Origin of the sequence: Lactococcus ileimucosae, from assembly GCF_943193185.1 — a bacterium.
Taxonomy (GTDB): Bacteria; Bacillota; Bacilli; order Lactobacillales; family Streptococcaceae; genus Lactococcus; species Lactococcus ileimucosae.
The window spans coordinates 1-24,888 of sequence record NZ_CALPDE010000018.1 but is presented as its reverse complement, the minus strand read 5'-3'; the positions used below and the strand labels follow the sequence as shown (position 1 = coordinate 24,888).

Genomic DNA, 24,888 nt, shown 5'->3' with positions numbered 1-24,888 from the left:
CTTACTTTCTGAAATTTATTTTATTTAATAGATGAAAATGTTACAATGGTGTAAAAGAGGTGATGTGAATGACAGATATAGAATATTCTTATGCCGTTTTAGACATATTAGAGCAGCTTCAAGAAAATATTCGTAAGCGAGATAACTTGAAACGTGAGGCAAGAAAAAAACAGACAGAAGAAGCAGCAACGATGGCAATGCTGTTTTCCCTTATTATACCTGCGACACTTCTTATTATATTTGTAATTATTGAGACAACGGATTTAATTTCAGTGACTACTTTTGGGGAAACTTTGGATAACCCTTACATTGTGATTGTTGGTATCTTACTTTTATGTTCATCTTTTGCCGTGTATTCTTATCTTTTTGTAATGCACAGCTGGCGCCAAGGGTGGATAAAATTTGGAGCGAAGCGTGTTAAAAAAAGAGTTTATCAAGCCATGAATGATCAGAAAAATGAGATAGGCCTAGAACTTAAAAATATTTTAGAGTCAGGACTACTGATGCATTCACGTATCCCAGACAAGTTTTTATCTGTAAGGTCAGTTACTTTTTTAATCCGAACACAGGAAAATAATCCAGAGATGACCCTAGAAAAAGCCATCAACAAGCTGGAGCAAGATATTAAAAATAAGGACAGTGCACACGTTCTTTTGGGAGAAGATGAGATACCATTGATTGAAAGAGAGCGACAAAATCGTTATCTTAATTTCTTGGCTGAAATTTTTGAATGAGCATAGAAAGTAAAAGAGATGAATAGTAAAGAAAAAGAAAGGCAATCTGATGCGACAAAAGATTTTGTCAAGGATAAATATTTTGAAGGAGGAAATTTTTTACTTAAATTACGTCAAACCTTAGTTACTCTGGCTTTTTGGTGGATGATTATCTTCCCACTTTTGACTTTGATAAACTCTGTCTCCAGACAACGGATTTGGAGAAATATCTATCGTTGGACTTGGGCAGATGGTTTGATATTGGCTCGTGACCTTTTTATCATGGTGATTCTCTCCTTGCTCGTTTTCATCATTATTGGAGGATTTTTTCTACTGAGAAATAACCGTAATTTGAAAAAAAATTATCCGGAGAGAAAAACATACGATGAAGAACGTGCTGCGGCCCGTTGTGCGATTTTGGAAGAAGCTTATACTGAAAGATTTGGGAATCGCGAATTTCGTGAAAATGTCGATTATTATTCTGTCGTTCCTGAAAAAAATCTAGACACAGGCTTTGCTCATGAACGTTTCAAGGACGGAGGTTATCCTTATGAGTGACTCTATACTGCAAAATCTATTTTGGGTGCTTGTCTGCTATCCTTTGATTGGTGCAGTAGGTTGGACCATTGGAGGGATTTATTACCGCTATTTCTACAGCGGACGAAACCGTAAGTTCCAGCCCATCGCAGCAGCAGAGCAACCGATGGTTTCGATCATGATTCCTGCACACAATGAAGAAGTGATGATTGAAGAAACCATTGAGTATCTGATGAATGAGCTCAACTATGAAAACTATGAGGTGCTGGTTTGTGACGATGGCTCCTATGATATGACTTCGGAAATTCTCGCCTCTCTTGCTTTCCGTTACTCGAATCTCAGAGTGCTTCATGTGGAGAAAAATAAGGGGAAAGCGCACGCTTTTAACATCGGAATATCTTTTTGTAAAGGCGAATTTGTTCTTTCAAATGATGCGGACACTGTGCCTGAACCAGATGCGCTCATCAAGTATATGAATTATTTCATGGATCCTGCTTACCAAAACTGTGCTGCCGTAACGGCCAATATGGATGTCCAAAACCGTTCACTTCTATTAGAAAAGTCGCAGACGGTTGAATTTTCATCCATTGTAGGAATTATCAAGCGGAGTCAATTAGGACTTTTGGGCTCTATGTATGCTTATTCTGGTGCCAATACAATGTATCGTAAGGCTGCTGTTTACGATGCAGGACTCTTTCGTCAAGACAGAGCAACAGAAGATATCTCCATTACTTGGGATCATCAGTTGAATGGCTGGCAAGCTCTGTTTGACCCTGACATTATGTTTTATATGAATGTGCCAAGTACTTTGGAAATGCTTTATAAACAACGGAAACGTTGGGCTAAAGGTGGAATCGAAGTTTACTTTACTAATTTTTTCAAGGTTTTTAAACATCCGCTAAAGCATATCAGTCAAGTGGTAATGATGATTGATCAGACGGGGTCTATCTTGTGGAGCTTCCTTTATTGTTTTGGACTTTTTTATATGCTCTTTCGCTTTTTCTGGTTGATACTCAGCCAACAAACAGAGGCGCTGTTACATTATGTTGACATGATATTTGTCTTTTACTCCTTTATGGCGATTGTCGGATCATGGCAGCTTTTTGCAGCTTTGGTTATGGACAATCATGCCAAAAAACTGAAATATCTTTTCTTTGCCCCCGTTTATATGCTCTGGTATTGGCAGGTCAATACTCTGACCATCATCACAACCTTCCTCCCAGCTCTCAAAGCAGTCATGGGCCTTCAAGGTGAGGGAACTTGGGTAAGTCCAACACGTACCAAGATGAAAGATTAAAAAAATAAAAGTGCTTCACTAAAACATACAAATGTTGCCTTAGTGAGGCATTTTTTTATTTTATAGAAGCTTATTTTCAGTAATTTTTTAAGTGTTCAGTTTTTTATAGATTAAATTTTCTTAAATTTGGTCTTCCTGTAAAAGTACATCTATGTTAAAATGTAACCGTATTCAAAAAGAGGGGAGGTCGTAATGAAAGGAGAAATTCCTAACAGCCAGCAGCGTAAATTTGTTATCTTAGAACGCTTGATGAATCAGGAACACTTAAGCTACAAAAAGCTTTCTGAAGAGTATTTTGTCTCAAGAAGTAGTATTGCCAATGATATATCCTACATAAAAAAACTGTTGGCTCGTGAAGGATTGAAAATGACTTTTGACAATTCAGGAACTTATCTCAAAGCTGCTGAGGCACAATTTCAAAAAGTAATAAAACAAATTATACTGGCTGCATTGTCAGATGAAAGAAGAAATTACTTCATTGACGAGGCTTTATTGTCACATATATCTGCCATTTTTTATCAACTTCTGAGAGAAAGAAAACTTGATATTTCAGAAAGCTATGGGCAAAATATAGTTGTTTCCATCACTGTTATGGTGCAACGTGGTAGAGCAGGAAAGTATATTGAGATCCAAGAAAGAGATAAATTAGAGGAACTTATATCAGGATTTAATATTTATCCTTTTACTCATGATTTACTTCAAAAAATTGAAGCTTCTGGAATTTATCAGTTTTCTTTGGAAGAACTTCAACATCTTAGTTATATTATTGCGGGGAGTGGCTGGAATATTTTCGAAAGTCAAGATAGTGTGCCGCTCAAGTTTCGCAAAGAAACTGAACGCTTTATAAAAAGAGTTTGTGAGAATATCGATATTGCTATTTTGAGTGATGGACGTTTGCAAGAAGAGCTTGCTGTCCACCTCTATCAACTTTTATTACGAACAGAGGCGCAAAATTCAGTACATAACCCTTTGACTGAGGAAATGAAAAAACGTTACCCTGCGCTGTACGGTATTGTCTGGTTAGCTTTGCAGGATTTTGATAAGCAATATCCGCTTGAACTCTCTGATGATGAATTAGGTTTTATTGTTATTCATTTTCAAGCAGCGATTGAACGTGTGAAAAGGGTAAATAAAATCTTACTTGTCTGTCCAAATGGTGTTGGTGCAAGCTCTTACATTTCTGCTAAGATTGCTCATATTCTACCAAGTAGCACCAGTATTGAAACGGTATCAGTGACACATCTAGAGAATGTTGATATGAGCAAGGTTGCATTTGTCGTGACGACAATGGATTTGCCTAAGCTAGAAAAACCAGTTGTCAAAGTTACGACCATGCTTACGGCTAAAGATATGAAAGCCATTATGAATCAATTTATAGATTTTATTGAGGAGGAAAAGAAGCAAGATTTACTGTTAGAAAATGTAAAAAAAGTAGACCTTTTTGATCACATTTATTTTTTGGACTTAAAGACTCGAGAAGAAGTATTGAACTATCTGATTGCGCAGCATGAGTTTGATGACGCTCGTCAAAAAGCTAACTTTATGCTGTCACTTTGGGAGTCAGAAAAAATAGGAACCTATCTAGAAAATGGATTTGCTTTGCCACATGGGAGCCCCAAATATGTTAACAAGAAGAACATTTCGGCTGTGGTATTGAATAATCCAATCAGCTGGGGAGGAAAAGAGGTAGATATTATAGTCTTACTTATGGTACCAGAAAATTATAAAACAATGGAACCTGTGATGAAGATGATTATCAGAGGAATGAGTGACAAGGAGTGGTTTATTTCCAAGATGATAGAAGAAAGGAATATTTAAATAGAATAAAAGTCATGAAAAAAAGAGAAAAAGAAATTTTCAATCCTTATATTCAATTCAAAGACAAGGTCGAAACTTGGCAAGAAGCAATACGGTGCGCTGCTCAACCACTTTTGGAAAACGGACTAATTGAAGAACGCTATATTGACGCGATGATTCAAAATGTGATTGAACACGGTGAGTATATCGTACTTGTACCGAAAGTGGCTTTACCTCATGCACGGCCAGAGTCAGGTGCAAAGGCGACATCAGTGAGCATTTTACGTTTAGAAGAGGGCGTAGCATTTAGCGAAACAGAGGATGTATCATTGATTATCTGTTTAGCCACTAGAAACAATACCGAGCATCTGGAGCTGCTGACACAAATTTCTTCCTTGATTGATGATGAAGAAAAAGTGGAGCTGTTACTGGAAACTAAAGAAAAACAAACTTTTATTGAAAAAGCAAATGAAATTATTCAGAAGGAGACTTAGAAGATGTTAAAAGTAATTACAGTATGCGGAAATGGTATAGGAAGTAGCAACTTACTTGCTATGAAAGTAAATCAAATTGCAAAAGCAAATGGAATCGAAGTGGATGCAAGACCAAGTGACTTTAACGCAGCAATGGGAGAAGCAGCCGATTTATTTGTTACTGTGGATGAATTTGCGAACCAGTTCCCTGAGGGGAAAAAAGTAGCAGTTGTACGTAGCTATGTGAATAAAAAACAAATTACAGAAGATGTTCTTCCTGTTTTGCAAGAGATTGTGGCAGAAAAAGAATAACTTCAATTGTCTATAAATAATTTTAGGAGGATTAAAGGTGATATTTTTAGAGTTTGTCAGAGATCTATTCAGTGAACCAGCGTTTCTGATTGGTATGGTGGCTTTTGTTGGTCTACTTGCATTAAGAGCGCCAGCGCATAAAGTTATGACAGGAACTCTGGGGCCGATTCTTGGCTATTTGATGCTCGCAGCTGGTGCAGATGTTATTGTAGGGGCAATGGATCCCTTGTCCAAAATGATTGAAAAAGGCTTCCACATTACAGGAGTCATTCCAAATAATGAAGCTGTGGTCGCAACAGCACAGGATATTCTAGGTGTTGAAACAATGTCTATCCTTATTGTTGGACTGGTAGTTAATCTCTTGATTGCTCGCATTACGCGCTATAAATATATTTTTCTGACAGGACACCATTCATTCTTTATGGCTTGTTTGCTTTCGGCTGTGCTCGGTGCTCTTGGTTTTAAAGGCGCAATGCTTGTAGCTACTGGAGGATTCTTTCTGGGGGCATGGAGTTCGATTTCTCCAGCAATTGGCCAAAAATATACGCTCAAGGTTACAGATGGCGATGATATAGCGATGGGGCATTTTGGATCAGTTGGATATTATATTTCGGCTTGGATTGGGGGACTCGTAGGTAAAGGCTCTAAATCTACAGAAGATATTCAGGTTTCGGAAAAATTTGGGTTTTTACGTAATACGACAATTTCAACTGCATTGATTATGATTATTTTCTATCTTGTTTCTGCAATCGCAGCTGGATCAGACTTTGTAATGACACTATCGGGTGGACAATCCCCTTACTTGTTTGCTATCATTAGTGCCTTAAAGTTTGCTGTTGGGGTTGCCATTGTTTATGCTGGTGTTCGTATGATTTTACAAGACTTACTTCCTGCATTTCAAGGGATTGCTGAAAAGATTATTCCGAATGCGGTACCAGCGGTTGACTGTGCAGTGTTCTTCCCATACGCTCAAACTGCCGTAATCATCGGCTTTATCTCAAGTTTTGCTGCAGGATTGGTTGGCATGGCTATTCTGGGGGCTGTTGGAGGAGTGCTTATAATCCCAGGGCTTGTTCCACATTTCTTTTGTGGCGCAACAGCAGGTGTTTATGGAAATGCGACAGGTGGAAGACGAGGGGCTATTGTCGGTTCATTTGTCAATGGGCTAGCAATTACTTTCCTTCCAGCATGGCTTTTACCAGTCTTGGGAAATCTAGGATTTGCTAATGCTACATTTGGTGATTTTGACTTTGGTACGATTGGTATACTTCTCGGTCGTGTTGGGGGAACATTTGGTCAAATGGGTATCTGGTTACTTGTAGCTTTTACTGTGCTTGTACTATTCCTCCCAAGCATTTTGAGACCCTCAAAACGTGCGATAAATAATGTTGAATTTGAAGGAGAAGAAAAATGAAATTTAATATTGAGATATATTCTGATGGAGCTGTAATTTCAGACATGTTGGCAATGAAAGAAAAGGGACTTGTAACAGGATTTACAACGAACCCATCGCTTATGAAAAAGGCTGGAGTTACGGATTATATAGCGTTTGCGCGTGAGGCTTTGGATAAGGTTGAAGGGTTACCCATTAGTTTTGAAGTTTTTGGAGATGATTTTGAAACCATGGAAAAAGAGGCTCTCCTCATGGCTGAGCTAGGTGAAAATGTTTTTGTGAAAATTCCTATCACAAATACTTTAGGAGAATCAAGTGTACCGTTGATTAAAAAACTCTCTGCTCAAGGTTTGAAGCTTAACGTGACAGCTTTAATGACTGAAAAACAGGTAGAAGACACGGTTGCAGCTCTTGCTCCAGGTACTGAAAATATAATTTCAGTCTTTGCAGGTCGCATTGCAGACACAGGGATTAACCCCAAACCTTTGATGAGAAAGGCGTTAGACATTTGTCGCCAAAAAGAAGGGACCAAACTGCTTTGGGCTTCAACACGTGAAGTTTACAATATTATCCAAGCAGAAGAACTTGGAGCTGATATTATCACCGTACCACCAGCAATTCTTGACAAGTTAAGCATGTATCATATGGATTTGGAACAACTTTCACTGGATACTGTAAAAATGTTTAACCAGGATGTAAAAACACTTGGCTTTACAATATTGGACTAAACCAAAGCAAAAAACGCTTGAAAAATTTTTCAAGCGTTTTTTTGTTTACTTTAATACACAAGCTATTTGTCAGAAAACTCATTCCCTCTTTTTCAGATAATCAGAATAATATTCTTTAAGTAAATTGATGATTTGCTTACCAATCAAATAATAATCTTCAGTAGGAAGGTTGGCTTGAGAAATACGAAGCGTTCCACTCGAAGCCCCAAAACCTGTACCATCCATTAAAACAACGCCATTTTTATCTGCAAGATTGAGCAGAAACTCAAGGTAATCAAAGTTCTCTTCGAGATAAGTCCGGAATTTTTTACCAAAACGAATTTCAGCTAAATGGTAAATATCAACCAGTGTATAGTATTTGGCATTTTCTTTAGAATTATCGGGCTCTAGTTTCATTGCTTTAAGCAAATCTTGATAGCGTTCATCGATGAGCGATTCGCAGGCCTCAAAGTAAGGATCTGCTTCTTTGCGATGGATCAAGTGTGTGAAAGCAAAGAGAACTTCCATGATTTGCTGAGGCGTTGAGAGTCCAGCGGTATGATAAAGTCCAACAGAACGCGAATCAGCAACAATGCGTTCAATAAAAGGTAATTCTGCTGTATCATGAGTAACAATATCATAGCGTTTATCTAACTTCTCAATGTCTTCAGGATCAAGTTCAGAAATTAGGCGATCAAACACATTGTCTTCCTGCATAGCAATAAGACCTAAACGCCATCCTGTTGCTCCAAACAGTTTTGAGAAAGAGTAAACTAAAATTGTGTTATAGGGAACAACACTGTAAACAGATTGGAAATCTTGAACGAAAGTGCCATAGACGTCATCTGTAATAATAATCAAATTTGGGTTTTTTTCAACAGCACGTTTCAAGGCTTGAAGTGTTTCTTGGTTGAAAGCCTTAGAACCTGGATTTGACGGATTTACTAAAAAGAACGCTTTAATATCAGGATCAGATAATTTTTCAATCTCTGTTTCTGGGATGTTCCAATTGTCACTTTCATCAGAAGTTATGAGTGTTTCCACCAGATTAAATTCGCTCAGTCCAGGCAACTGTAAATAAGGGGTGAAGATAGGTGTATTGATGGCAATCTTGTCACCAGGAACAACCAACTTATTACGCTTAAGCGAGTTGAAAATATAGACAATGGCTGCTGTTCCCCCTTCTGTCGGGAAAATCTGTGTCTTATCTTCAAGATGAACACCGTTATAGAGGATTTTCTCCATAAAACGATTCAGTATAATCTCTGTATTTTTCAAACAACGACTGGGTACGGGATAGTTATTTCCAATAGCACCATCGATGAACTCTTTGATTACTTCGTCAATATTGAGCTTGAGATCAATCTCGATATAGTCCATGACATCAATCAAAAACTTATCGATTTCATCATCATCGGGCTCTAGAAAGGCCTCAAATCTTTGTCCAATACCCTTTAACGTTGTGTAACCAGCCATATCGGCTTTTTCAATGGTACGAAGGGAGTCTTTGATACCAAATTCAATCAGACGATTGAAAGCCAAGCGTGCTTTTGTATTAATCCAGTTCGGATTACCACGTCCAGCATTTAAAAAGATATTGTCTTTCTTATTTTTTTCTGCCAGTTTAAGCATTTCAAAGCTGACTTCAAATGCTCCTAAACCAGTGTAGTCAGTAATGGTAACTTCTTTTTCCATATGTTCTCCCAGCTGAATTTTATTGAACCTTTGCTATTAATTATAACATAATAAACAAAAACAATTTGACTAGAATAGTATAAAATGATAAAATTTCTGCTTGGTTTTTGTTACAATAGAACGATATGAGTTTTTTGAATCCGAGAACATCTGACTTGTCCTATCTATCTTCTCTTATTCAATATTTTGGGACTCTTGACTTTAGAAATTAAGAATGGGAGATAGAATTGGAACAAGTAAGGGACTTAAACAGATTATGAAGAGGAATAAAAGTGAGTAAAAATAAAGCAAAAGCAGCTTATATACATATCCCTTTTTGTTCACACATTTGTTATTACTGTGATTTTGCTAAAGTTCTGTTGACTGGTCAACCTGTCGAGGACTACATTGATGAGCTGCTTAAAGAATATGATTCTTACCAAATTACAAGTTTAAAGACACTCTATGTTGGTGGTGGAACCCCAAGTGTTCTGCCTGCTGAGCAGTTAGAAAAACTCTTAAGACATTTGACCAAAAACTTGGACTTGGATGAACTTGAAGAATTCACAGTAGAGGCTAATCCTTCTGACTTGACAGAGGACGTTCTTGCTGTCTTGGCAGGTTCACCCGTCAACCGAATCTCCCTTGGCGTACAATCTTTTGATGACAAGTTGCTGAAAAAGATTGGTAGAACGCATACAGAAGCGCAAGTTTATAGAGCCATTGAACGGTTGAGTGCTGTGGGTTTTAAAAATATCACTATTGATTTAATCTACGGTTTACCCAACCAAACAATGGAGATGGTCGAAAGAGATGTGAAGAAGTTTTTGGAGTTGGACCTGCCTCATGTCGCATTGTACAGCTTGATTTTGGAAGACCATACCATATTTATGAATCGCCAACGTCGCGGGCATTTACGTTTGCCTTCTGATGAACGTAATGCAGATATGTACGAGTATATTGTTGATACACTTACAGCTAATGGCTATTCTCATTATGAAGTGTCAAACTTCGGAAAGAGAGGTTATGAAAGTAAGCATAACTTGACTTATTGGGACAATGCTGAATACTACGGTATCGGAGCGGGAGCTTCAGGGTATTTGGATGGAATCCGCTATAAAAATCACGGTCCGATTCATCATTATTTACGTGAGGAAAATAAAAGAATCAATGAAGAAATTTTGACACGGAAAGAAATGATTGAAGAAGAGATGTTTCTGGGCTTACGTAAGAAATCAGGAGTCTCTAGAGATCGATTTCAGGAAAAATTTAAGCAAAAACTTGAAGATGTCTATGGAAAGACTATTCAGGACTTGATTGCCCAAAAGTTACTTTTTGAAGCTGAAGGTCGTATTCAGATGACAGAGAAGGGCTTTGAGTTAGGGAATGAAGTCTTTGAACGCTTTCTTTTAGATTAAGTATGCATTTGAGAAAAAGATTACATCAATCTATGTTACAATGGTGTGAATGAAGAGTAAAAATAGTAATATGAGAAAAAAACTTACCCCTCTAGCAACTGTTATTATTGCTGGGATTTTTACTGCCTTAGTCTTTATTTTTGGAAATTTGCGTTATCAAGTTCCTGAGGCAGTAGCAACAAATCACAACAAAGCAGAAACAGTGGTTGTAAATAAATTATTGGCAAATAATGAAGTTGATTTAAACAGATTTGCTGTGGATGTATCTGCCTGGCAGCGCCCTGAAGATATTGACTATAATTTGATGAGCCAAGAAATTATTGGAGCTATTGTGCGTGTCCAGACTGGAAAGTCGAGCAAAGACAATGCAGCTGCCTATAAAAATGGTGAAGATAGACAGTTTAAAACGCATATAACAGAATTACAAAAACGAGGTGTACCTGTCGCGGTTTATGCTTATGTCAATGGGAAAAATGTTGAAGAAATGAAGGAACAGGCCCGTTTGTTTTATGAACGTGCGCATCCTTTTAATCCAACCTACTATTGGCTTGATGTTGAAGAAGTGAGTATGAATAATATGAGCGAGGGGGTTGAAGCTTTCCGTACGGAATTGGAGAGCTTAGGTGTAAAGAACATTGGGATATATGCGCAGGACTGGTTCTTAAATGATCACAAGATTGATTCAAGCCATTTTAGCTCCATTTGGATGGCTGATTATGGTCGAAATACTGGTATGTGGGACAGCTCTCCTAAAACAACTTTAAGTTATGATATGCACCAGTTCACAGATCGTGGCCGCCTTTCTAGCTATGGTGGACACTTGGACTTAAACCTGATTCGTACTCAAGAGCAGTATGACAAACTTTTTAGAAATCCTCAATAAAGCAAAGACAAAATAAAAGCAGACGGAAGTCTCTTTTCTTTATGATATTTTAGAAATAATGGAAAATGTAAGTAATACAATGAGAAAGGTATAAAAACAGGAATAAGGATGGCAAAGAAAAAGCAAATAAGACTTAAGTCAAGCGCGGGAATTATTGGTACCGTTGTCATTCTTGGCTTGGGCTTTCTCAAGGCAAACCCAGAAATTTTATCCATAGTCTCTGGTTCATCTTCTCAGAATCAACCGAAACAAAGTCAACAACTGAAAAAGTTTAGTAAAGTTGACTTTGGAAGTATTGAGGACAAAGTTCCTACCCAGTCACTCGCTCAATCCGTTCTAACGCCCTCAATTAAAAAGAATTTAAAAGGGGCGGTAACTTATAATGGAACAGGTGCTTTTATTATAAATGATAATAAGACAGAGCTTAACGCAAATGTAAATAGCGCGCCATATGTACAGCTGGAAAATCAAGACCGTTTGGGACGTCCCAAGCTGGCAAATGCTTTACTGAACAAGAGCAGCCGTCAATACAAAAAACGTACAGAAACATCTGGAGCAGATGGGAAGTCTAATGCAGCAAAAATAAACCCTGTTGGCTGGAAACAATTGATGATTCCGGCAGGACCATATACAACACTCTATAACAGGGGGCATTCTATTGGCTATGCTTTGGCTGGAAGCATTAAAAGTTTTGATGCTTCGGAGGCAAACCCGAAAAATATTAGCACCCAAACAGCATGGGCTAATCAGTCCAGTAATGGCAATGATGAAAATACAGGACAAAACTATTATGAGGGTCTAGTGCGTCAAGCGCTAGACAAGAACAAAACGGTACGCTATCGTGTTGAACCGCTTTATGAAGGAAACGACTTGGTTCCTTATGGTACGCATATGGAAGCAAAATCCAAGGATGGCAGTTTAGAGTTTAATGTTTTTATTCCCAATGTACAACCAGGCGTTCAGATTGATTATTCCACTGGAGAGGGAACATTGATGCGATAAGAAGATGGTGTGTTTATAAAAAAAACGTGGAGAGACCATATTTGGTTTCTCTACGTTTTTATATATTCTTAAAAAAGAAAAGTTAAATTTTATCGTATTGGTCTAAACCATAGCTTTCAATCATTTGGATGAGTTTTTCAGTATAGGCAGGGTCAGTTGCATAACCAGATGTTTGAACAGCTCGAGCAGCCTCTTTGTAATTTTTAGCAGCGAGGACACTTGCGTATTGTTGGGGGTTCCAGGTTGTACCTTTGGTAAAAAGATATGCATGTCCCTCTACGGACTCCTTCCAACTGTCATAGACGCGAAATTGCGCTTTTACAGTAATCCATTGGTTATTTTCAAATTCTTTTGTTTCCAGAGTGACAGTTGGAACGTTACCATAAGCTTTTATCCCAAAAATATTGTAATACTTGGCAGCAAGACCACTTTGACCAAAATCACTTTCCAGAGCTGCTTGAGCAAGGGTTAGAGAGGCAAGTACATTATATTTTTTCTGAGATTCTTGGGCATAAGGAGCAATTGTGCGGATGAAGTTGTATTCGGTAGTAGTTTCAACTTGTGTGGCAAGTTCAGTCGTATTTCGGTTATCGCTTGTATGAACGTTTCTGAAAGCCAAAAGAAGCACTGCAATAAAAAGAAAAATCAAAAACTGTAAAACAAAACGAAAGAAATTTCGAGGTTTAGAAGAAGCTCTTCGACGATTTTTATCATATGTCATGGAACTAGTATAACAAAAAAGTAACAATCTGTGTACAAAGATGCAAAGGTGTTGTAATCTTAAGTTCCCAGCAGCTTAAGCTTTTGAGATAGAGAGCTATAAAAAGGTTAAAATTCTGGAATTTTAGAGATGTTATCGTCCTTCTCTCTCTTTAATGGATTGTGCTTCAAACTGCAGCAGAGGGAAGAAGGAGGTGAGACGGCGAAGAAGTCCTTGACGATAGTCAGAGCGCCCCACAATAAGTGCCATCTTACTGAAGAGATAACAAGACAGGAGAGTGACTGCAAAATTTGGTAGTGTGAGATAAGTCAGAAGAGAAAGGCTCAGAACAATGACATCACCGCTAAATAAGACTCTATCAACCTTGAAGCTCCATTTTTCTTCCAAAATACGTCCCAGAAGCAAAGTTCCACCGAAAGTTCCCTCAGATATGACCACCAAGCCAGCAGCTACTCCAGATAAAATACCATCAAAGAAACCAGCGAAGATAATATTAGAAAACTGGATCCCTGTTACTCCAGCAGCTTCGAAGATAATCATCCAGATACTCATAGCAGCAGCTCCTGGAATGCTGAGGAGAATTTCTCGTGAAGAGAGATATTTTCGACCAAAGATAAAGAGAGGAATGTTGACGAGGAGAAAAGTTATAGCGGGATTAATCCCAAAGACAAAGTCCATCAGTACAGAAAAACCAGCGACACCATTGCTAGCCAAACGGTTGGGAATGACAAAAAGTTGTACAGAGAGGACATAAAGTCCTACCCCGATAAGTAATATCAGTAAATCTCGTATAAAATATTTATCTATTTTCACGTTTAAAAGTGTCATGTTTTCTCCTTAACTGCTCATTATTTCTAAGATACTTAGGCTTTTCGAATAAAATAAATTTATAACAGATGGTAGACAAAGACTTTTTTGAAATTTTCCTATTAGAGAGTGCCTTCTTCTTGATAGATGGAGCATCTTTTAGTCTTCTACAGAGCTGTCAAGCAAAAAATTTAATCATAGTTTCCGCAGGCGACCCACAGGCAAAAACTGTGACACCTCCCACTGTAGAAAATTTTCGTTTAATGTGAGCGTGTCTTTCGGGTATTAATATTTAGTTTATCGCCCCACTGATATATTTCTTATTGATTTTAAACGCAGTACCTTGTTTTAGTGTTGTAACCTTAATTATTACATTCGAAACTTAAGTAGAACTATAACTAAGAGAGAAACACCGTTCTCATTGGTTCAGAGCAACTGTAAAAGTTCTTTTTATTAAAAACAGAGGAATTTTTATTTTTTTTAGCTTGATTTAAGTAGTGGAAGGTATAATAAAAACATTCCAAATGATACTCTTTTTGTAACATCTTTAGATCCTCACTATGGTGAGGATTTTTTTGCAGTACGAAAATGTAAATTTCATGCTTGATTCTTTGAAACTCTTGAAGTCTAGACCTTCTTTTAAAGCCAGCATATACAACCCTTATTAGCGTAAGAGCACCTTTAAAACAGGAAGCTCTACCAGGCTGTGGTATAATTATCAGATGAACTATGAAAATTATATCTGGGATTTGGGCGGAACTTTGCTCAATAATTATGAAAGTTCCAGTCACGCTTTTGCTGCGACGCTGTGGCAAAAGGAAGAACGAGTTGTCTTGCATGATGAGATTTATGCTGCTCTTAAGGTGTCAACAGCATATGCCATTGAACAATATGCGCGTCATATTCCGGGATTTCTAGCTGCATATAGAAGATTAGAAGCAGAAGGGTTAGCGCGACCAATTTTATTTGAAGGTGCAACGGAACTTTTGAAAAATATTGTAACGCAAGGCTATAAAAACTTTATGATATCACATAGAGATAAGCAGGTTATTACTATATTGAAAGCAGCACATATTTCTCAATATTTTACTGAAATAGTAACAGCAGATGATGGCTTTCCCCGTAAGCCAGCACCCAATTCTGTCCATTATCTCTTGCAAAAATATAATTTAAACCCGAAGAAAACAGTGATGATTGGAGACCGAGTGTTAGATATTGAAGCCGGACACGCTGCGGGCGTTGAGACGATTTTCTTTGATAGTCATCAAAAATGTTCATTGGCAACGAAAAATATTAAAAAATTAACAGAGCTTATGGAGTAAAGTGAATCATGATGAATACCTTTCTTATTTCTAACGAAAAGGCAGTGGGACCTGGTTTTGGCTTGTTTAGTGCCGATCATTTATTTGCCTTATCTTTGTTAGCACTTCTCAGTTTTACACTGACGCGTACATATATCCGAGCGAATGATAATAAGCGAAAAAAACTTCGTTTAGGCATTGCTTCTTTTATTCTCTTAACTGAAATTATTAGAGACGTTATTTTAGTGATGACAAACCAGTTTGAATATGCCAGCTTACCCTTCCAACTTTGTGGGCTTGGAATTTTTATTATTGCCTATGATTCTGTACGTTCAACGAAAACCAGTCGTGAGCTGTTGTATAGTTTGACTTTACCCGGAGCAGCTTTTGCCCTTTTGACTCCTAACTGGGTAACAAATAATTTTGTTAACATTTTCGTATGGCAGAGTTTTCTAATTCATTGTTTGTTAATAACTTATGTTTTGATGCGCTTAATGACTAAGTAGATTGTTCCTTGTTGGCGCAATTTATGGCGTTCTACACTTTTCTTAATGATTGTAGTGCCTATCTGCGCGTTTCTCAATCAGATTTGGGACCAAAACTTTTTCTTTCTAAGAATACCGGTTCCTGGTAGTCCACTTGAGCCACTCTATAATATTTTTGGTTCTTACTATATTGTAGGACTGATTATGACGGTCTTAATTTTCTGGACAATCATTTATCTGCCTTGGTCATGGAAGAACTTTTCAAAAATACATGCCAATTAAGTTGTGGACTCTCTCATGTGAAGAAGCAAAAATGGCTTTATGCTACTCTTTTTCCACGTTTTTTCCTGCCAATTATCAAGCTTGTACATGTCGCGGTATATAGTAAAAAAGAGCAGATTATGCTATAATTATAGACAAGTATTTTCAAAGAAATGAGATTATTTTGAACGAAGAAAATAAAGAACAAATTGAAAAAATGGTCGAAGAATATGATGCCAGTCAGATTCAAGTCCTAGAAGGACTTGAAGCTGTCCGTATGCGTCCCGGGATGTATATTGGTTCAACCTCAAAAGAGGGCCTGCATCATTTGGTCTGGGAAATTGTTGATAATTCTATTGATGAAGCGCTTGCCGGATTTGCTAGCCATATTGAGGTGTTTATTGAGCCTGATAATTCTATCACAGTTGTGGATGATGGCCGAGGAATTCCTGTAGATATTCAAGAGAAAACAGGGCGTCCGGCTGTTGAAACAGTTTTTACTGTACTTCATGCTGGAGGTAAGTTTGGCGGTGGCGGCTATAAAGTCTCTGGTGGCTTGCATGGCGTTGGTTCTTCTGTTGTTAATGCCTTATCAACACAGTTAGACGTAACAGTTCATAAGGAGGGGCAAAAGTATTATCAAGAGTATCGCCGTGGCGTGGTTGTTGCAGATTTGGCAGTTATCGGTGAAACAGATAAACGTGGTACGACTGTTCACTTTACGCCAGACCCGACTATTTTTACTGAGACACAAGTTTTCGATTATGAAAAATTAGTAACACGTGTCCGAGAATTGGCTTTCTTGAACCGGGGATTGCGTATTTCGATCACGGATAAACGTGAAGGGCAAGAAGACAAACATGCCATGTTTCATTATGAAGGCGGTATTCAGTCTTACGTTTCATTCATTAATGAAAATAAAGAGGTTATTTTTGATACACCTATCTATACAGAGGGTGAACTGGAGGGTATCACTGTAGAAGTTGCTATGCAATATACCGGAACCTATCACTCAACAATCATGTCTTTTGCAAATAATATCAATACGCACGAAGGCGGGACGCATGAACAAGGTTTCCGTACAGCTTTAACGCGTGTCATTAATAACTATGCCAAAGCTCAAAAACTTCTCAAAGACAATGAAGAAAATCTGACAGGGGACGATGTACGCGAAGGCTTGACAGCTGTTATATCTGTAAAACATCCGAATCCACAGTTTGAAGGGCAAACCAAAACAAAACTGGGAAATAGTGAAGTGACCGGTATCGTCAATAAACTTTTCTCAGAAGCCTTACAGACGTTCATGTTAGAAAACCCTCAGGTAGCTAAGAAAATCGTTGAAAAAGGTATTCTTGCAAGTAAAGCACGTATTGCAGCTAAACGTGCGCGCGAGGTAACTCGTAAAAAATCAGGTTTGGAAATTTCTAACCTCCCTGGTAAACTTGCCGACTGCTCATCTAATGACCCTGAGCAAACAGAGCTTTTTATTGTCGAAGGAGATTCGGCTGGAGGTTCCGCAAAATCTGGACGTAATCGTGAGTTCCAAGCAATTTTACCTATTCGAGGTAAAATCCTAAACGTGGAAAAGGCAACGATGGATAAAATTCTGGCAAATGAAGAGATTCGCTCTCTTTTTACGGCTATGGGTACAGGTTTTGGTGCAGACTATGACTTGTCAAAAGCGCGTTATCACAAACTGGTTATCATGACTGATGCTGACGTGGATGGTGCGCATATTCGTACGCTTTTGCTCACACTCTTCTATCGTTATATGCGTCCAGTAGTCGAAGCAGGCTATGTTTATATCGCCCAGCCTCCAATCTATGGGATTAAGGTAGGATCAGAAACAAAAGAATATATCCAGCCTGGTGAGAACCAAGAACGAGATCTTAAGCTTGCGCTTGAGAAATGGTCGCAAGGACGGGCAAAACCAACGGTACAACGTTATAAGGGTTTAGGAGAAATGGATGATCACCAACTTTGGGAAACAACTATGGATCCTGATGCGCGTTTAATGGCCCGTGTTTCTGTTGAGGATGCCGCAGAAGCGGACAGGATTTTCGATATGCTTATGGGAGATCGTGTAGAACCACGTCGTGAATTTATTGAGGCAAATGCGCAATACTCGACTATTGATGTGTGATTGATTAAAAAACTGGATTAAAGCTATAATACGAATAAAAAGTGCTTACCCGTATGCAGAGCAAATTATGGGTAAGCACTTTTTATTTGGAGGTTTAGTCTCGTTTTTTACATGTTATTTTTCTCTATCTTGCTGGGCAAGTTTAGCATTTTTTCTTTAAGATGAGGTACAGTGCTGTAACCATAACCTGATAAAAGAGTGAAAACAGGTATTGCCTGTATTAAATAGCGGCTTCTTCCTCCCTCAAATAATAGCAAGAACATCATTAGCCCAATCATGGATAGGAGTAACCACATTATTTTGAAATCATATTTTTCTTTTAAAGTTGAAAGCAATATACCTAAAACCATAATAATATATACGAATTGAGCGATTATCCTATAAACAAAAAGATTTTCCCCGTTTTGATATCCTAAACCATTATCATCTGTATAAATGAAGCTTCTCAAAAATTTTCCAAAACTTGAATGGATAAAAGGGGAGAGTTTTTCACTATCGTTAAGATTGGCTTTCACCATAAAACCAGTCTTGCCTCCACCGTCAGATCCCCAAGCGTAGGTTCCATCATGTGTATTTTTATAATATTTTCCATATAAAAATTGGACGTACCCCACAATTCCTAACTTCTTAAGCCTTTGCTTGATTACTTCAATATTGGCTTTTTTCTTTTCTTTAGCAGTTTTTGCTGCTCGTGTAAGATTCACGTCCGCTTTATTGTACATACCGTTTTTAGATAAACCCAGCATCATAAAATGTGTCAAAGGAAATTCTTTATCTTTATCAAAATGGACAATTGTTTGATGATTTATATATACTTTCAAAGGTGCTGCAAATAGCAAGGCTCCAATGAAAAATATGATTAAAGGGATAAGAAAGGTTTTTATTTTCGTGCATTTAAGTGCAGAAACCAGAAAATATGCTATCACAAAAATAATTGCTGAGGGTTTTAAATAATAAGCTACAGCGCTAGAAAAACCAGCTGCTAGTAAATAGGCAAATCTATGTAGAGGTTCTGTGTACTTTTGATTCCACTTGCTCAGAAAGAACATACCTAAAGCAACAAAAGGCAATACAAATGTATCGCTATAGGTATTTAAAAGCCAGGGAGTAAAGCCTAGTGTTGCCATAAATATTAATGCGCTATATTTTGCTGAAGGTTCTCCGAATATCATTTTTGCTGTAAAAAATGATATTACTATCGAAACATCAATTGCTATAATATTTAAGACTTGTAAGGCTGTTAAACTATGAACTACTTTCATTAATAGGAAAAGTAAAAAATTATTAGGATACATTTGTAAATAGGGTGATTTTTCAATATTTAGATCCCCTACGGCATGATGATAGAGTCCCCAGATGTCATAACCCGCAAGTCCTGAAGCGAATAAAAGGATAATGATTTGAAAGAAGATCATTATTCCAAACAGTGCTAATATATGATTTGTTAAAAATTCTATAGAAGTAATTGCCCATTTTTTAAGTTCACTTCGTTTTAAATATGCTACGGTCATGATAATTAAGGCAACTATGAAAATATAGCCTCCATTTTTGGAGAAGACTTTATCTATCGCAAAATTGTCTGATCTCACGGTATTAAAAAGCCAAAGAGCGCTAAATAGAAAGGCTAGTACGAATATCGCTTTATTTATAAACTTGTCGAACTTATCTTTATATACTTTTTTTATCACTTTAATCTCTTTCCTTTTATTTTTGACATTGGCTTTGCTTCTAAGTTATACAGGGTTCAAATAATTGGAGTATGTCCTGTCTGCACCTTCTTAATAGTCTGTCAATTACATGAGTTTTTAATGCTGTGTACAGTATAGCACAATATTCGGTCATTATCATCTGCTTACAAGCTGTAAAATCGGACATAAATAGACAGATTTTATGAACGAGGAAAAACTTACACTTATAAAAGTTTTAAGTTGGACCGTTACAACTGTGCCGGTTGCGATGCGTGTTTCTTATATTTCATAAATTGTTGATTAGCCAAATGGAGTGAAAGGCACTCCATCTAAAGTCTAGTGCTTGTAATGCATTCATCTGATATTTCAGAGACAATATATGTGGACGAGCTGTTTTTTTCGAAATCTTGCTTCCAGTCAGAAGAGTTGAATATTTTATATTAGGACTTGAGATACCGCTTTCATTTTGCTATAATTGACTTATCCAGTAGGATACTCCTTATAGTTTTTAGCTCTTTGCTTATGCAAGGAGATTTTTATTTTTACAAAGTATTGATTGAGAATAGTCTTTATTTGCGGAGGCTATTTTTTGTACACGTTTTTTAATGAGGAGGAAGAAAACTCTTTATTTATCAAGCGGCTTTCATAAAGCGTAAATTATTGACAATTTATTATAAAGAGAATATAATACTAACAGTATTAAATAATTAACAGTGTTAGAGATGAGGAGCATGGATTACAATCAAGCAGCAGAAACTTTTTTATCTTGTTTAAAAAATAGAAGCAAAACTGAAGTGATGAGCCGTTTTAATAAATACGCGCATGGTGAAAAATTGGTTTTGAGGGAGTTATACAAAAATACGGGCTTACCTGTTTTACCCAGTGATATAGCTAAACAAACCAGTATGAGTACGGCTAGGGTAGCAACCATCCTCAACAATCTTGAGGAAAAGGGCCTTGTTACACGAGAGATTTCCCGTATAGACCGTCGGAAAATTTTGGTCGCCATTACAGCTAAAGGACGTGAAGAAGCAGAACGTTCAAGAAAAGAAGCCATTAGTCGTATTGCGAAAATTCTGGAACGAATGGGTGAGGAACGTACCAAAAATTTTATTGATGATGTCCAACTCTTTTTTGACTTGGCAATGGAAATATTCGAGGAGGAAAATGAAAAAGTATGACTGAGGAACGTGTAAAAGGTCAGCCACTCGATAGGCAGGAGAGTCCTTTTAATCGGGGAATTATTCTTACACTTATTTTGGTAGCTACTTTTGGAGGGATGCTCATGCAAACCTCGCTGGGAACAGCGATGCCCACGTTAATGAATGATTTTAACGTTTCGCTGGCTACGGGTCAACAAGCTACCACATGGTTCTTATTGGCAAATGGTATTATGATTCCTGTTTCTGCCTATTTGGCAACAAAATTTTCAACACGTTGGTTGTACTTAATTTCTTACGCAATCTTGTGGGCAGGGATGTTTGCAGCTTATTCGGCGCCAACATCAGCCTGGAATATTTTTCTGGCTGCTCGTATCTTGCAAGCAATCGCTGTTGGGATTTCAATGCCACTGATGCAGGTTGTTCTGGTCAACATGTTTTCACCAAAACAAATGGGAGCGGTCATGGGAAGCATGGGTCTTGTTATTGGTCTTGCCCCAGCGATTGGCCCAACTTATGCGGGATGGATTTTGGATAAAAATCATGTTATTTTAGGTTTTACTTTAGAACAATCATGGCGCACAATTTTTTTAATTCCTATGCTTGTTATCGCCATTTGTTGGGTATTGATGCTGATATTCATGCGGGATATCGTACCAAATCGTGAGGTGAGCTTGGATTTCCTTTCGTTATTGGAATCAATTCTTGGGTTTGGTCTTTTTTTATGGGGTTTTACTAACGTTGCGAGCGATGGCTGGGGTAACCTTCAAACGGTTATTTTACCCATCGTTGCAGGTATTGTTATTATCGCTGTATTTGTGCGTCGCCAATTGCATATGGAAAATCCTTTTTTGGATGTTTCTGTATTTAAAAATAGACAGTTTGCCTTAACAACAGTTGTTATGGCGCTTTCGATGATGGCTATGATGGGGGTTGAGATGATGCTTCCCTTGTATATGCAACAAGTTCATGGTCTTTCGCCCCTTAGTTCAGGGTTGACACTCTTGCCAGGCGCTCTGATGATGGGGCTTGTGAGTCCGCTTGCGGGAGCTGCCTACGACAAGGTGGGGGCTAAACGCTTGTCCCGTGTTGGCTTTACCATTTTAGCTGTTGGTACAATCCCATTTATGTTTTTGACGACAACGACTCCTGAGCATTTTATTACAGTCCTTTATGGTTTACGGATGTTTGGTATTGCTATGGTTATGATGCCTTTAACTGCATCAGCAATGAATGCTTTACCGCGCGAACAGTCTGCGCACGGCACTGCAGCAAATAGTACGGCACGTCAAGTAGCCTCAGCTGTTGTGGTAGCCCTCTTAAGCTCTGTTACGCAAAATATTATTACCAATTCACAACCTGCAGCAAGCTTGAAAGAGACCAATCCACTTGCTTTTGCAGGCGACATGTTGGAGGCGATGCTTAAAGGTTATCATGCCTCTTTTGCCCTTGGTTTATCCTTTGCTCTTTTTGGACTAATTCTTTCATTTTTCCTTCAAGGGCATGTTGCGAAAGGAAAAAAAGAAGTAGGGGGTGTAAAATAGTGATTATCATATTTATTACTTTATTTGCACTTTCAACTTTTTTTGGATTCATGTATATTGATAAAGACGTTTGGCGTGCTTTTGTAGGCGGATTATCTTTGCTTTTGCTCACACTGTCTGTCGTGCTTCTGACATTGCATATCAAGGATAATTGGGGGATGGAGAAAAGAACATCAACAGAGACAAAAATAATCTATACAGCAGGCCCTCTTGATGTTGAATTTGGAATGCTCCTAAAGTCAGAAATTGGTAAGGGTACTCATAACTATGTGCTGGTCTACCGTACAAATAGAAAGGATAAAGAACCGACTGCTCACTTCCAACCCGATGAAAAGCATTTGGTTGAAACTTTGAAAAAAACTGCAGATTATAAACGAACAGATGAATCAGAAGCCAAGCTTATGATAAGAACAGTAAGATGGCAATTTAAAAATAGCTTTATGAGATTTCTTTTTGGTATCGGTAACGAGGAAGGTAAACTTGTTTCTGAACATGCACGTGCTTATGTACCTAAAGACACTTGGCTGGTCTTGACACAAGAAGAAGCTAAAAAATTGCAGGCAGCAGCACCAACAATGCAAGCACAACTGGAAACATTTTTAAAGGATAATCCAATACAAGCGAGAGAAGTGATGGAACTGCAAAAGCGCAATCCAGAGGAGTTTGCGAAGCTCCAAGTCAGCAAAATAAAAGAGCGGCTTGGCTTTAAAGAATAGCTAGAAAGTCTGGAGTACCTCAGACTTTTTTTAATTCATGTTATCCAATTACATTTGTAACTGAAATGTAATATTTTTACTCTAGAAATATTGTAAAATAGTGAACATAGAAAGGTTGGTATTATAAAAGTGAACTCTGAGAGTAGAAAAAGAATCAGGAACTTGGTGATTGGTGCTCTTCTTACGGCTTTAGGGATTTTGATTCCGATGATTATGCCGGCAAAGATTGTTATTGGGCCAGCATCATTTACCCTTGCTTCACATGTGCCAGTTATGGCCGCGATGTTCTTTAGCCCTTATTTAACCGCTCTTGTAGCTGTTGGGACAACACTTGGTTTCTTTATCAGTGTCCCAGTTCCCCTTATTTGGATGCGGGCCGCAACCCACATTGTGGTTATGACTGCTGGTGCTTGGTTTTTGAAAAAGAGTCCAGATTTAGTGGACAAAAAAGTTAAACTACAAGTTTTTAATCTCATTTTGGCTGTTTTCCATGCAGGATTAGAAGCATTGGTAGTTTTAGCCTTTTACCGTATAGGTTTTGCGGATACTGATTCACAAGCACTTAACAATTTACTCATGCTTGTCTTTTTTGGAGGAATTGTCCATAGCTTTGTCGATTTCAACCTTGCTTTTGGTCTATGCAAGCTGCTCAATAAAATATATTTTGTTGATGTCTTTAAAAATGCAAAATTAAAAGCTCTGGCAGAATAAAGGAAATAAAAGTGTTCGAAAAGGGGACTTTTTGACATAGGCTTCCTCAAAGCCATGTGGTATAATTAGGAGGTTATGGAAAAATTATCAGATACGGAAATATACGCATGGGAATTTTTAGAAGAAAACAAGTCTAAAGTCCAACTGATGTCGATTACCCAAATTGCGGAAGAGGCACATGTCAGTACAGCAACAATTGTGAGAACGCTCAAAAAAAGAGGCTTTGATGGTTTTGCGGATTTTAAAAACTTTTTAAAACGTAATAAAAATGGAAGTAATGGCGAAGAAAACAAAATTCTAGGTCTATCAGACGAGGCAAATCAATATATTTTTAAGAACTTGGTTGAAGTTTCTCGGACGATCGGTTTACTTAACCCCGCTCAGTTAGAAGCTATATCAAAGGCATTGGTTGAAGCGGATATGATTATGACAGTAGCACGTGGTGCAAGTGAAGCTGTAGCAGATGACATGATTCATCGCTTTCAGACTTTAGGCAAAAATGCGATTAGTCGCTATTATGATGATATGGAGATGTATGCTGAAAAACTCACTAAAGCAGACATGATGCTTATACTTTCCTCGACTGGTGAAGAAAAAATAATTATTTCAGCAGCTAAAAAAGCAAAGAAAAAAGGAGCCAAGGTAGTAGTGTTCACAGGTAATCATCGTAGCCAGCTGGCTCAGATAAGTGACCACTATCTTTTGGCCTATCAAAGCAAGTTAGAAAAAGAAGAACTTTATGGCGATGCGGGAAGTATTTTGTCTTTGGAAGTTGTATGTCGAATAATCGTAGATATGTTTACCATTTATAGAGCACACGGAACCATCAGACAAAAAGAAAGTTCACTATAGCTAGTATGTAGAAAAAAGCAGGGACCAAAAGTCCAAAATAAAGAAAAATCGCTCGAAAAAGGCAAACAGGAGTGCCATGCTTGAGCGATTTTTGTATTCCCGCTTTGGCTATTTTTAGCCAAATTTTTACTTTTGTTCCCTTCTCTTTCTCATGTCTGCAAACAAGTTCTCTTAGTCCAGAAGAAAGAAAAAGCAAACCTCCAAGCCAAACCAAGCCCCTTTTCTCATCAAACACTCATTTCATTTGACCTTTTTTTTTTTTTTATACTATAGACTCAGAAAGTAAACGTAAC

General features: G+C 37.8%; 23 protein-coding genes and 1 pseudogene. 19 read left to right on the top strand and 5 right to left on the bottom strand.

The genetic code is table 11. The features are described from left to right. The first annotated feature begins 68 nt into the window (after window positions 1-68). The 8 genes from NFR51_RS08335 to NFR51_RS08300 all read left to right on the top strand — a co-directional run bounded on the left by NFR51_RS08335 (window position 69) and on the right by NFR51_RS08300 (window position 7,250). Complete coding sequence (locus NFR51_RS08335; RefSeq protein WP_251713244.1) at window positions 69-734, top strand: hypothetical protein; 666 nt, start codon at window positions 69-71, stop codon at window positions 732-734. Between the two features lie 18 nt (window positions 735-752). Next, entirely contained in the window at window positions 753-1,271 is a 519-nt protein-coding gene (locus NFR51_RS08330; RefSeq protein WP_251713243.1) for a hypothetical protein, read from the top strand. Beyond that, on the top strand, window positions 1,264-2,547 hold the full coding sequence (locus NFR51_RS08325) for a glycosyltransferase family 2 protein (protein ID WP_251713242.1): 1,284 nt from the start codon (window positions 1,264-1,266) through the stop codon (window positions 2,545-2,547). The genes NFR51_RS08330 and NFR51_RS08325 overlap by 8 nt, the downstream gene beginning before the upstream one ends. Window positions 2,548-2,739: 192 nt before the next feature. After that, entirely contained in the window at window positions 2,740-4,365 is a 1,626-nt protein-coding gene (locus NFR51_RS08320; protein ID WP_251713241.1) for a BglG family transcription antiterminator, read from the top strand. A gap of 14 nt (window positions 4,366-4,379) precedes the next feature. Next, a complete protein-coding gene (locus NFR51_RS08315; RefSeq protein WP_251713240.1) occupies window positions 4,380-4,838 on the top strand; it encodes a PTS sugar transporter subunit IIA in 459 nt (152 codons plus the stop codon). Between the two features lie 3 nt (window positions 4,839-4,841). Continuing rightward, window positions 4,842-5,129 (top strand): PTS sugar transporter subunit IIB, encoded by a 288-nt coding sequence (locus NFR51_RS08310; RefSeq protein ID WP_202230380.1) that lies wholly within the window; start codon window positions 4,842-4,844, stop codon window positions 5,127-5,129. Window positions 5,130-5,223: 94 nt separating this feature from the next. After that, window positions 5,224-6,543: a PTS ascorbate transporter subunit IIC gene (ulaA, locus tag NFR51_RS08305; protein WP_251713259.1), complete on the top strand. Its 1,320-nt coding sequence runs from the start codon at window positions 5,224-5,226 to the stop codon at window positions 6,541-6,543. Then, a complete protein-coding gene (locus tag NFR51_RS08300) occupies window positions 6,540-7,250 on the top strand; it encodes a transaldolase (RefSeq protein WP_251713239.1) in 711 nt (236 codons plus the stop codon). The genes ulaA and NFR51_RS08300 overlap by 4 nt, the downstream gene beginning before the upstream one ends. A gap of 78 nt (window positions 7,251-7,328) precedes the next feature. On the opposite strand, the gene NFR51_RS08295 is transcribed toward NFR51_RS08300, so the two are convergent. Continuing rightward, complete coding sequence (locus NFR51_RS08295) at window positions 7,329-8,924, bottom strand: bifunctional aspartate transaminase/aspartate 4-decarboxylase (RefSeq protein ID WP_251713238.1); 1,596 nt, start codon at window positions 8,922-8,924, stop codon at window positions 7,329-7,331. A 272-nt stretch (window positions 8,925-9,196) separates the two neighbouring features. Here NFR51_RS08295 and hemW point away from each other — a divergent pair, with 272 nt between their 5' ends. From hemW to NFR51_RS08280, 3 genes are all read left to right on the top strand, one after another. Next, window positions 9,197-10,321, top strand: coding sequence for a radical SAM family heme chaperone HemW (gene hemW / locus NFR51_RS08290; RefSeq protein WP_251713237.1), 1,125 nt, complete (start codon window positions 9,197-9,199; stop codon window positions 10,319-10,321). Between the two features lie 70 nt (window positions 10,322-10,391). Then, the gene (locus tag NFR51_RS08285; protein ID WP_251713236.1) at window positions 10,392-11,204 is read left to right on the top strand and encodes a glycoside hydrolase family 25 protein; all 813 of its coding nucleotides are present in this window, start codon (window positions 10,392-10,394) and stop codon (window positions 11,202-11,204) included. A 108-nt stretch (window positions 11,205-11,312) separates the two neighbouring features. Then, window positions 11,313-12,206: a DNA/RNA non-specific endonuclease gene (locus NFR51_RS08280; RefSeq protein WP_251713235.1), complete on the top strand. Its 894-nt coding sequence runs from the start codon at window positions 11,313-11,315 to the stop codon at window positions 12,204-12,206. An 82-nt stretch (window positions 12,207-12,288) separates the two neighbouring features. Here the strand turns inward: NFR51_RS08280 and NFR51_RS08275 are convergent, their stop codons facing one another. Both NFR51_RS08275 and NFR51_RS08270 read right to left on the bottom strand, forming a co-directional pair. Next, a complete protein-coding gene (locus NFR51_RS08275) occupies window positions 12,289-12,927 on the bottom strand; it encodes a glycoside hydrolase family 73 protein (RefSeq protein WP_251713234.1) in 639 nt (212 codons plus the stop codon). A gap of 132 nt (window positions 12,928-13,059) precedes the next feature. After that, window positions 13,060-13,755, bottom strand: coding sequence for a YitT family protein (locus NFR51_RS08270; RefSeq protein ID WP_251713233.1), 696 nt, complete (start codon window positions 13,753-13,755; stop codon window positions 13,060-13,062). A 701-nt stretch (window positions 13,756-14,456) separates the two neighbouring features. Here NFR51_RS08270 and NFR51_RS08265 point away from each other — a divergent pair. From NFR51_RS08265 to gyrB, 3 genes and pseudogenes are all read left to right on the top strand, one after another. Beyond that, window positions 14,457-15,056, top strand: coding sequence for an HAD family hydrolase (locus NFR51_RS08265; RefSeq protein WP_251713232.1), 600 nt, complete (start codon window positions 14,457-14,459; stop codon window positions 15,054-15,056). Between the two features lie 8 nt (window positions 15,057-15,064). Next, window positions 15,065-15,802, top strand: a pseudogene (locus NFR51_RS11070) (YwaF family protein). A gap of 163 nt (window positions 15,803-15,965) precedes the next feature. Next, a complete protein-coding gene (gene gyrB / locus NFR51_RS08255; protein ID WP_251713231.1) occupies window positions 15,966-17,924 on the top strand; it encodes a DNA topoisomerase (ATP-hydrolyzing) subunit B in 1,959 nt (652 codons plus the stop codon). A gap of 107 nt (window positions 17,925-18,031) precedes the next feature. Here the strand turns inward: gyrB and NFR51_RS08250 are convergent, their stop codons facing one another. Beyond that, complete coding sequence (locus tag NFR51_RS08250) at window positions 18,032-19,612, bottom strand: glycosyltransferase-like membrane protein (RefSeq protein WP_251713230.1); 1,581 nt, start codon at window positions 19,610-19,612, stop codon at window positions 18,032-18,034. Window positions 19,613-20,343: 731 nt separating this feature from the next. Here NFR51_RS08250 and NFR51_RS08245 point away from each other — a divergent pair. The 5 genes from NFR51_RS08245 (at window position 20,344) to NFR51_RS08225 (ending at window position 24,595) form a co-directional block, all read left to right on the top strand. Then, window positions 20,344-20,793: a MarR family winged helix-turn-helix transcriptional regulator gene (locus NFR51_RS08245; protein ID WP_251713229.1), complete on the top strand. Its 450-nt coding sequence runs from the start codon at window positions 20,344-20,346 to the stop codon at window positions 20,791-20,793. Beyond that, window positions 20,790-22,316: an MDR family MFS transporter gene (locus NFR51_RS08240; protein ID WP_251713228.1), complete on the top strand. Its 1,527-nt coding sequence runs from the start codon at window positions 20,790-20,792 to the stop codon at window positions 22,314-22,316. Before NFR51_RS08245 ends, NFR51_RS08240 begins: the two co-directional genes overlap by 4 nt. Beyond that, window positions 22,316-23,032, top strand: a complete 717-nt coding sequence (locus NFR51_RS08235) for a DUF4811 domain-containing protein (RefSeq protein WP_251713227.1) — start codon at window positions 22,316-22,318, stop codon at window positions 23,030-23,032. Before NFR51_RS08240 ends, NFR51_RS08235 begins: the two co-directional genes overlap by 1 nt. A gap of 129 nt (window positions 23,033-23,161) precedes the next feature. Further along, window positions 23,162-23,743 (top strand): hypothetical protein, encoded by a 582-nt coding sequence (locus NFR51_RS08230; RefSeq protein WP_251713226.1) that lies wholly within the window; start codon window positions 23,162-23,164, stop codon window positions 23,741-23,743. Window positions 23,744-23,818: 75 nt separating this feature from the next. Further along, window positions 23,819-24,595: a MurR/RpiR family transcriptional regulator gene (locus tag NFR51_RS08225; protein ID WP_251713225.1), complete on the top strand. Its 777-nt coding sequence runs from the start codon at window positions 23,819-23,821 to the stop codon at window positions 24,593-24,595. Here the strand turns inward: NFR51_RS08225 and NFR51_RS08220 are convergent. Further along, complete coding sequence (locus NFR51_RS08220) at window positions 24,570-24,830, bottom strand: hypothetical protein (protein ID WP_251713224.1); 261 nt, start codon at window positions 24,828-24,830, stop codon at window positions 24,570-24,572. The genes NFR51_RS08225 and NFR51_RS08220 overlap by 26 nt on opposite strands. Window positions 24,831-24,888 lie beyond the last annotated feature (58 nt).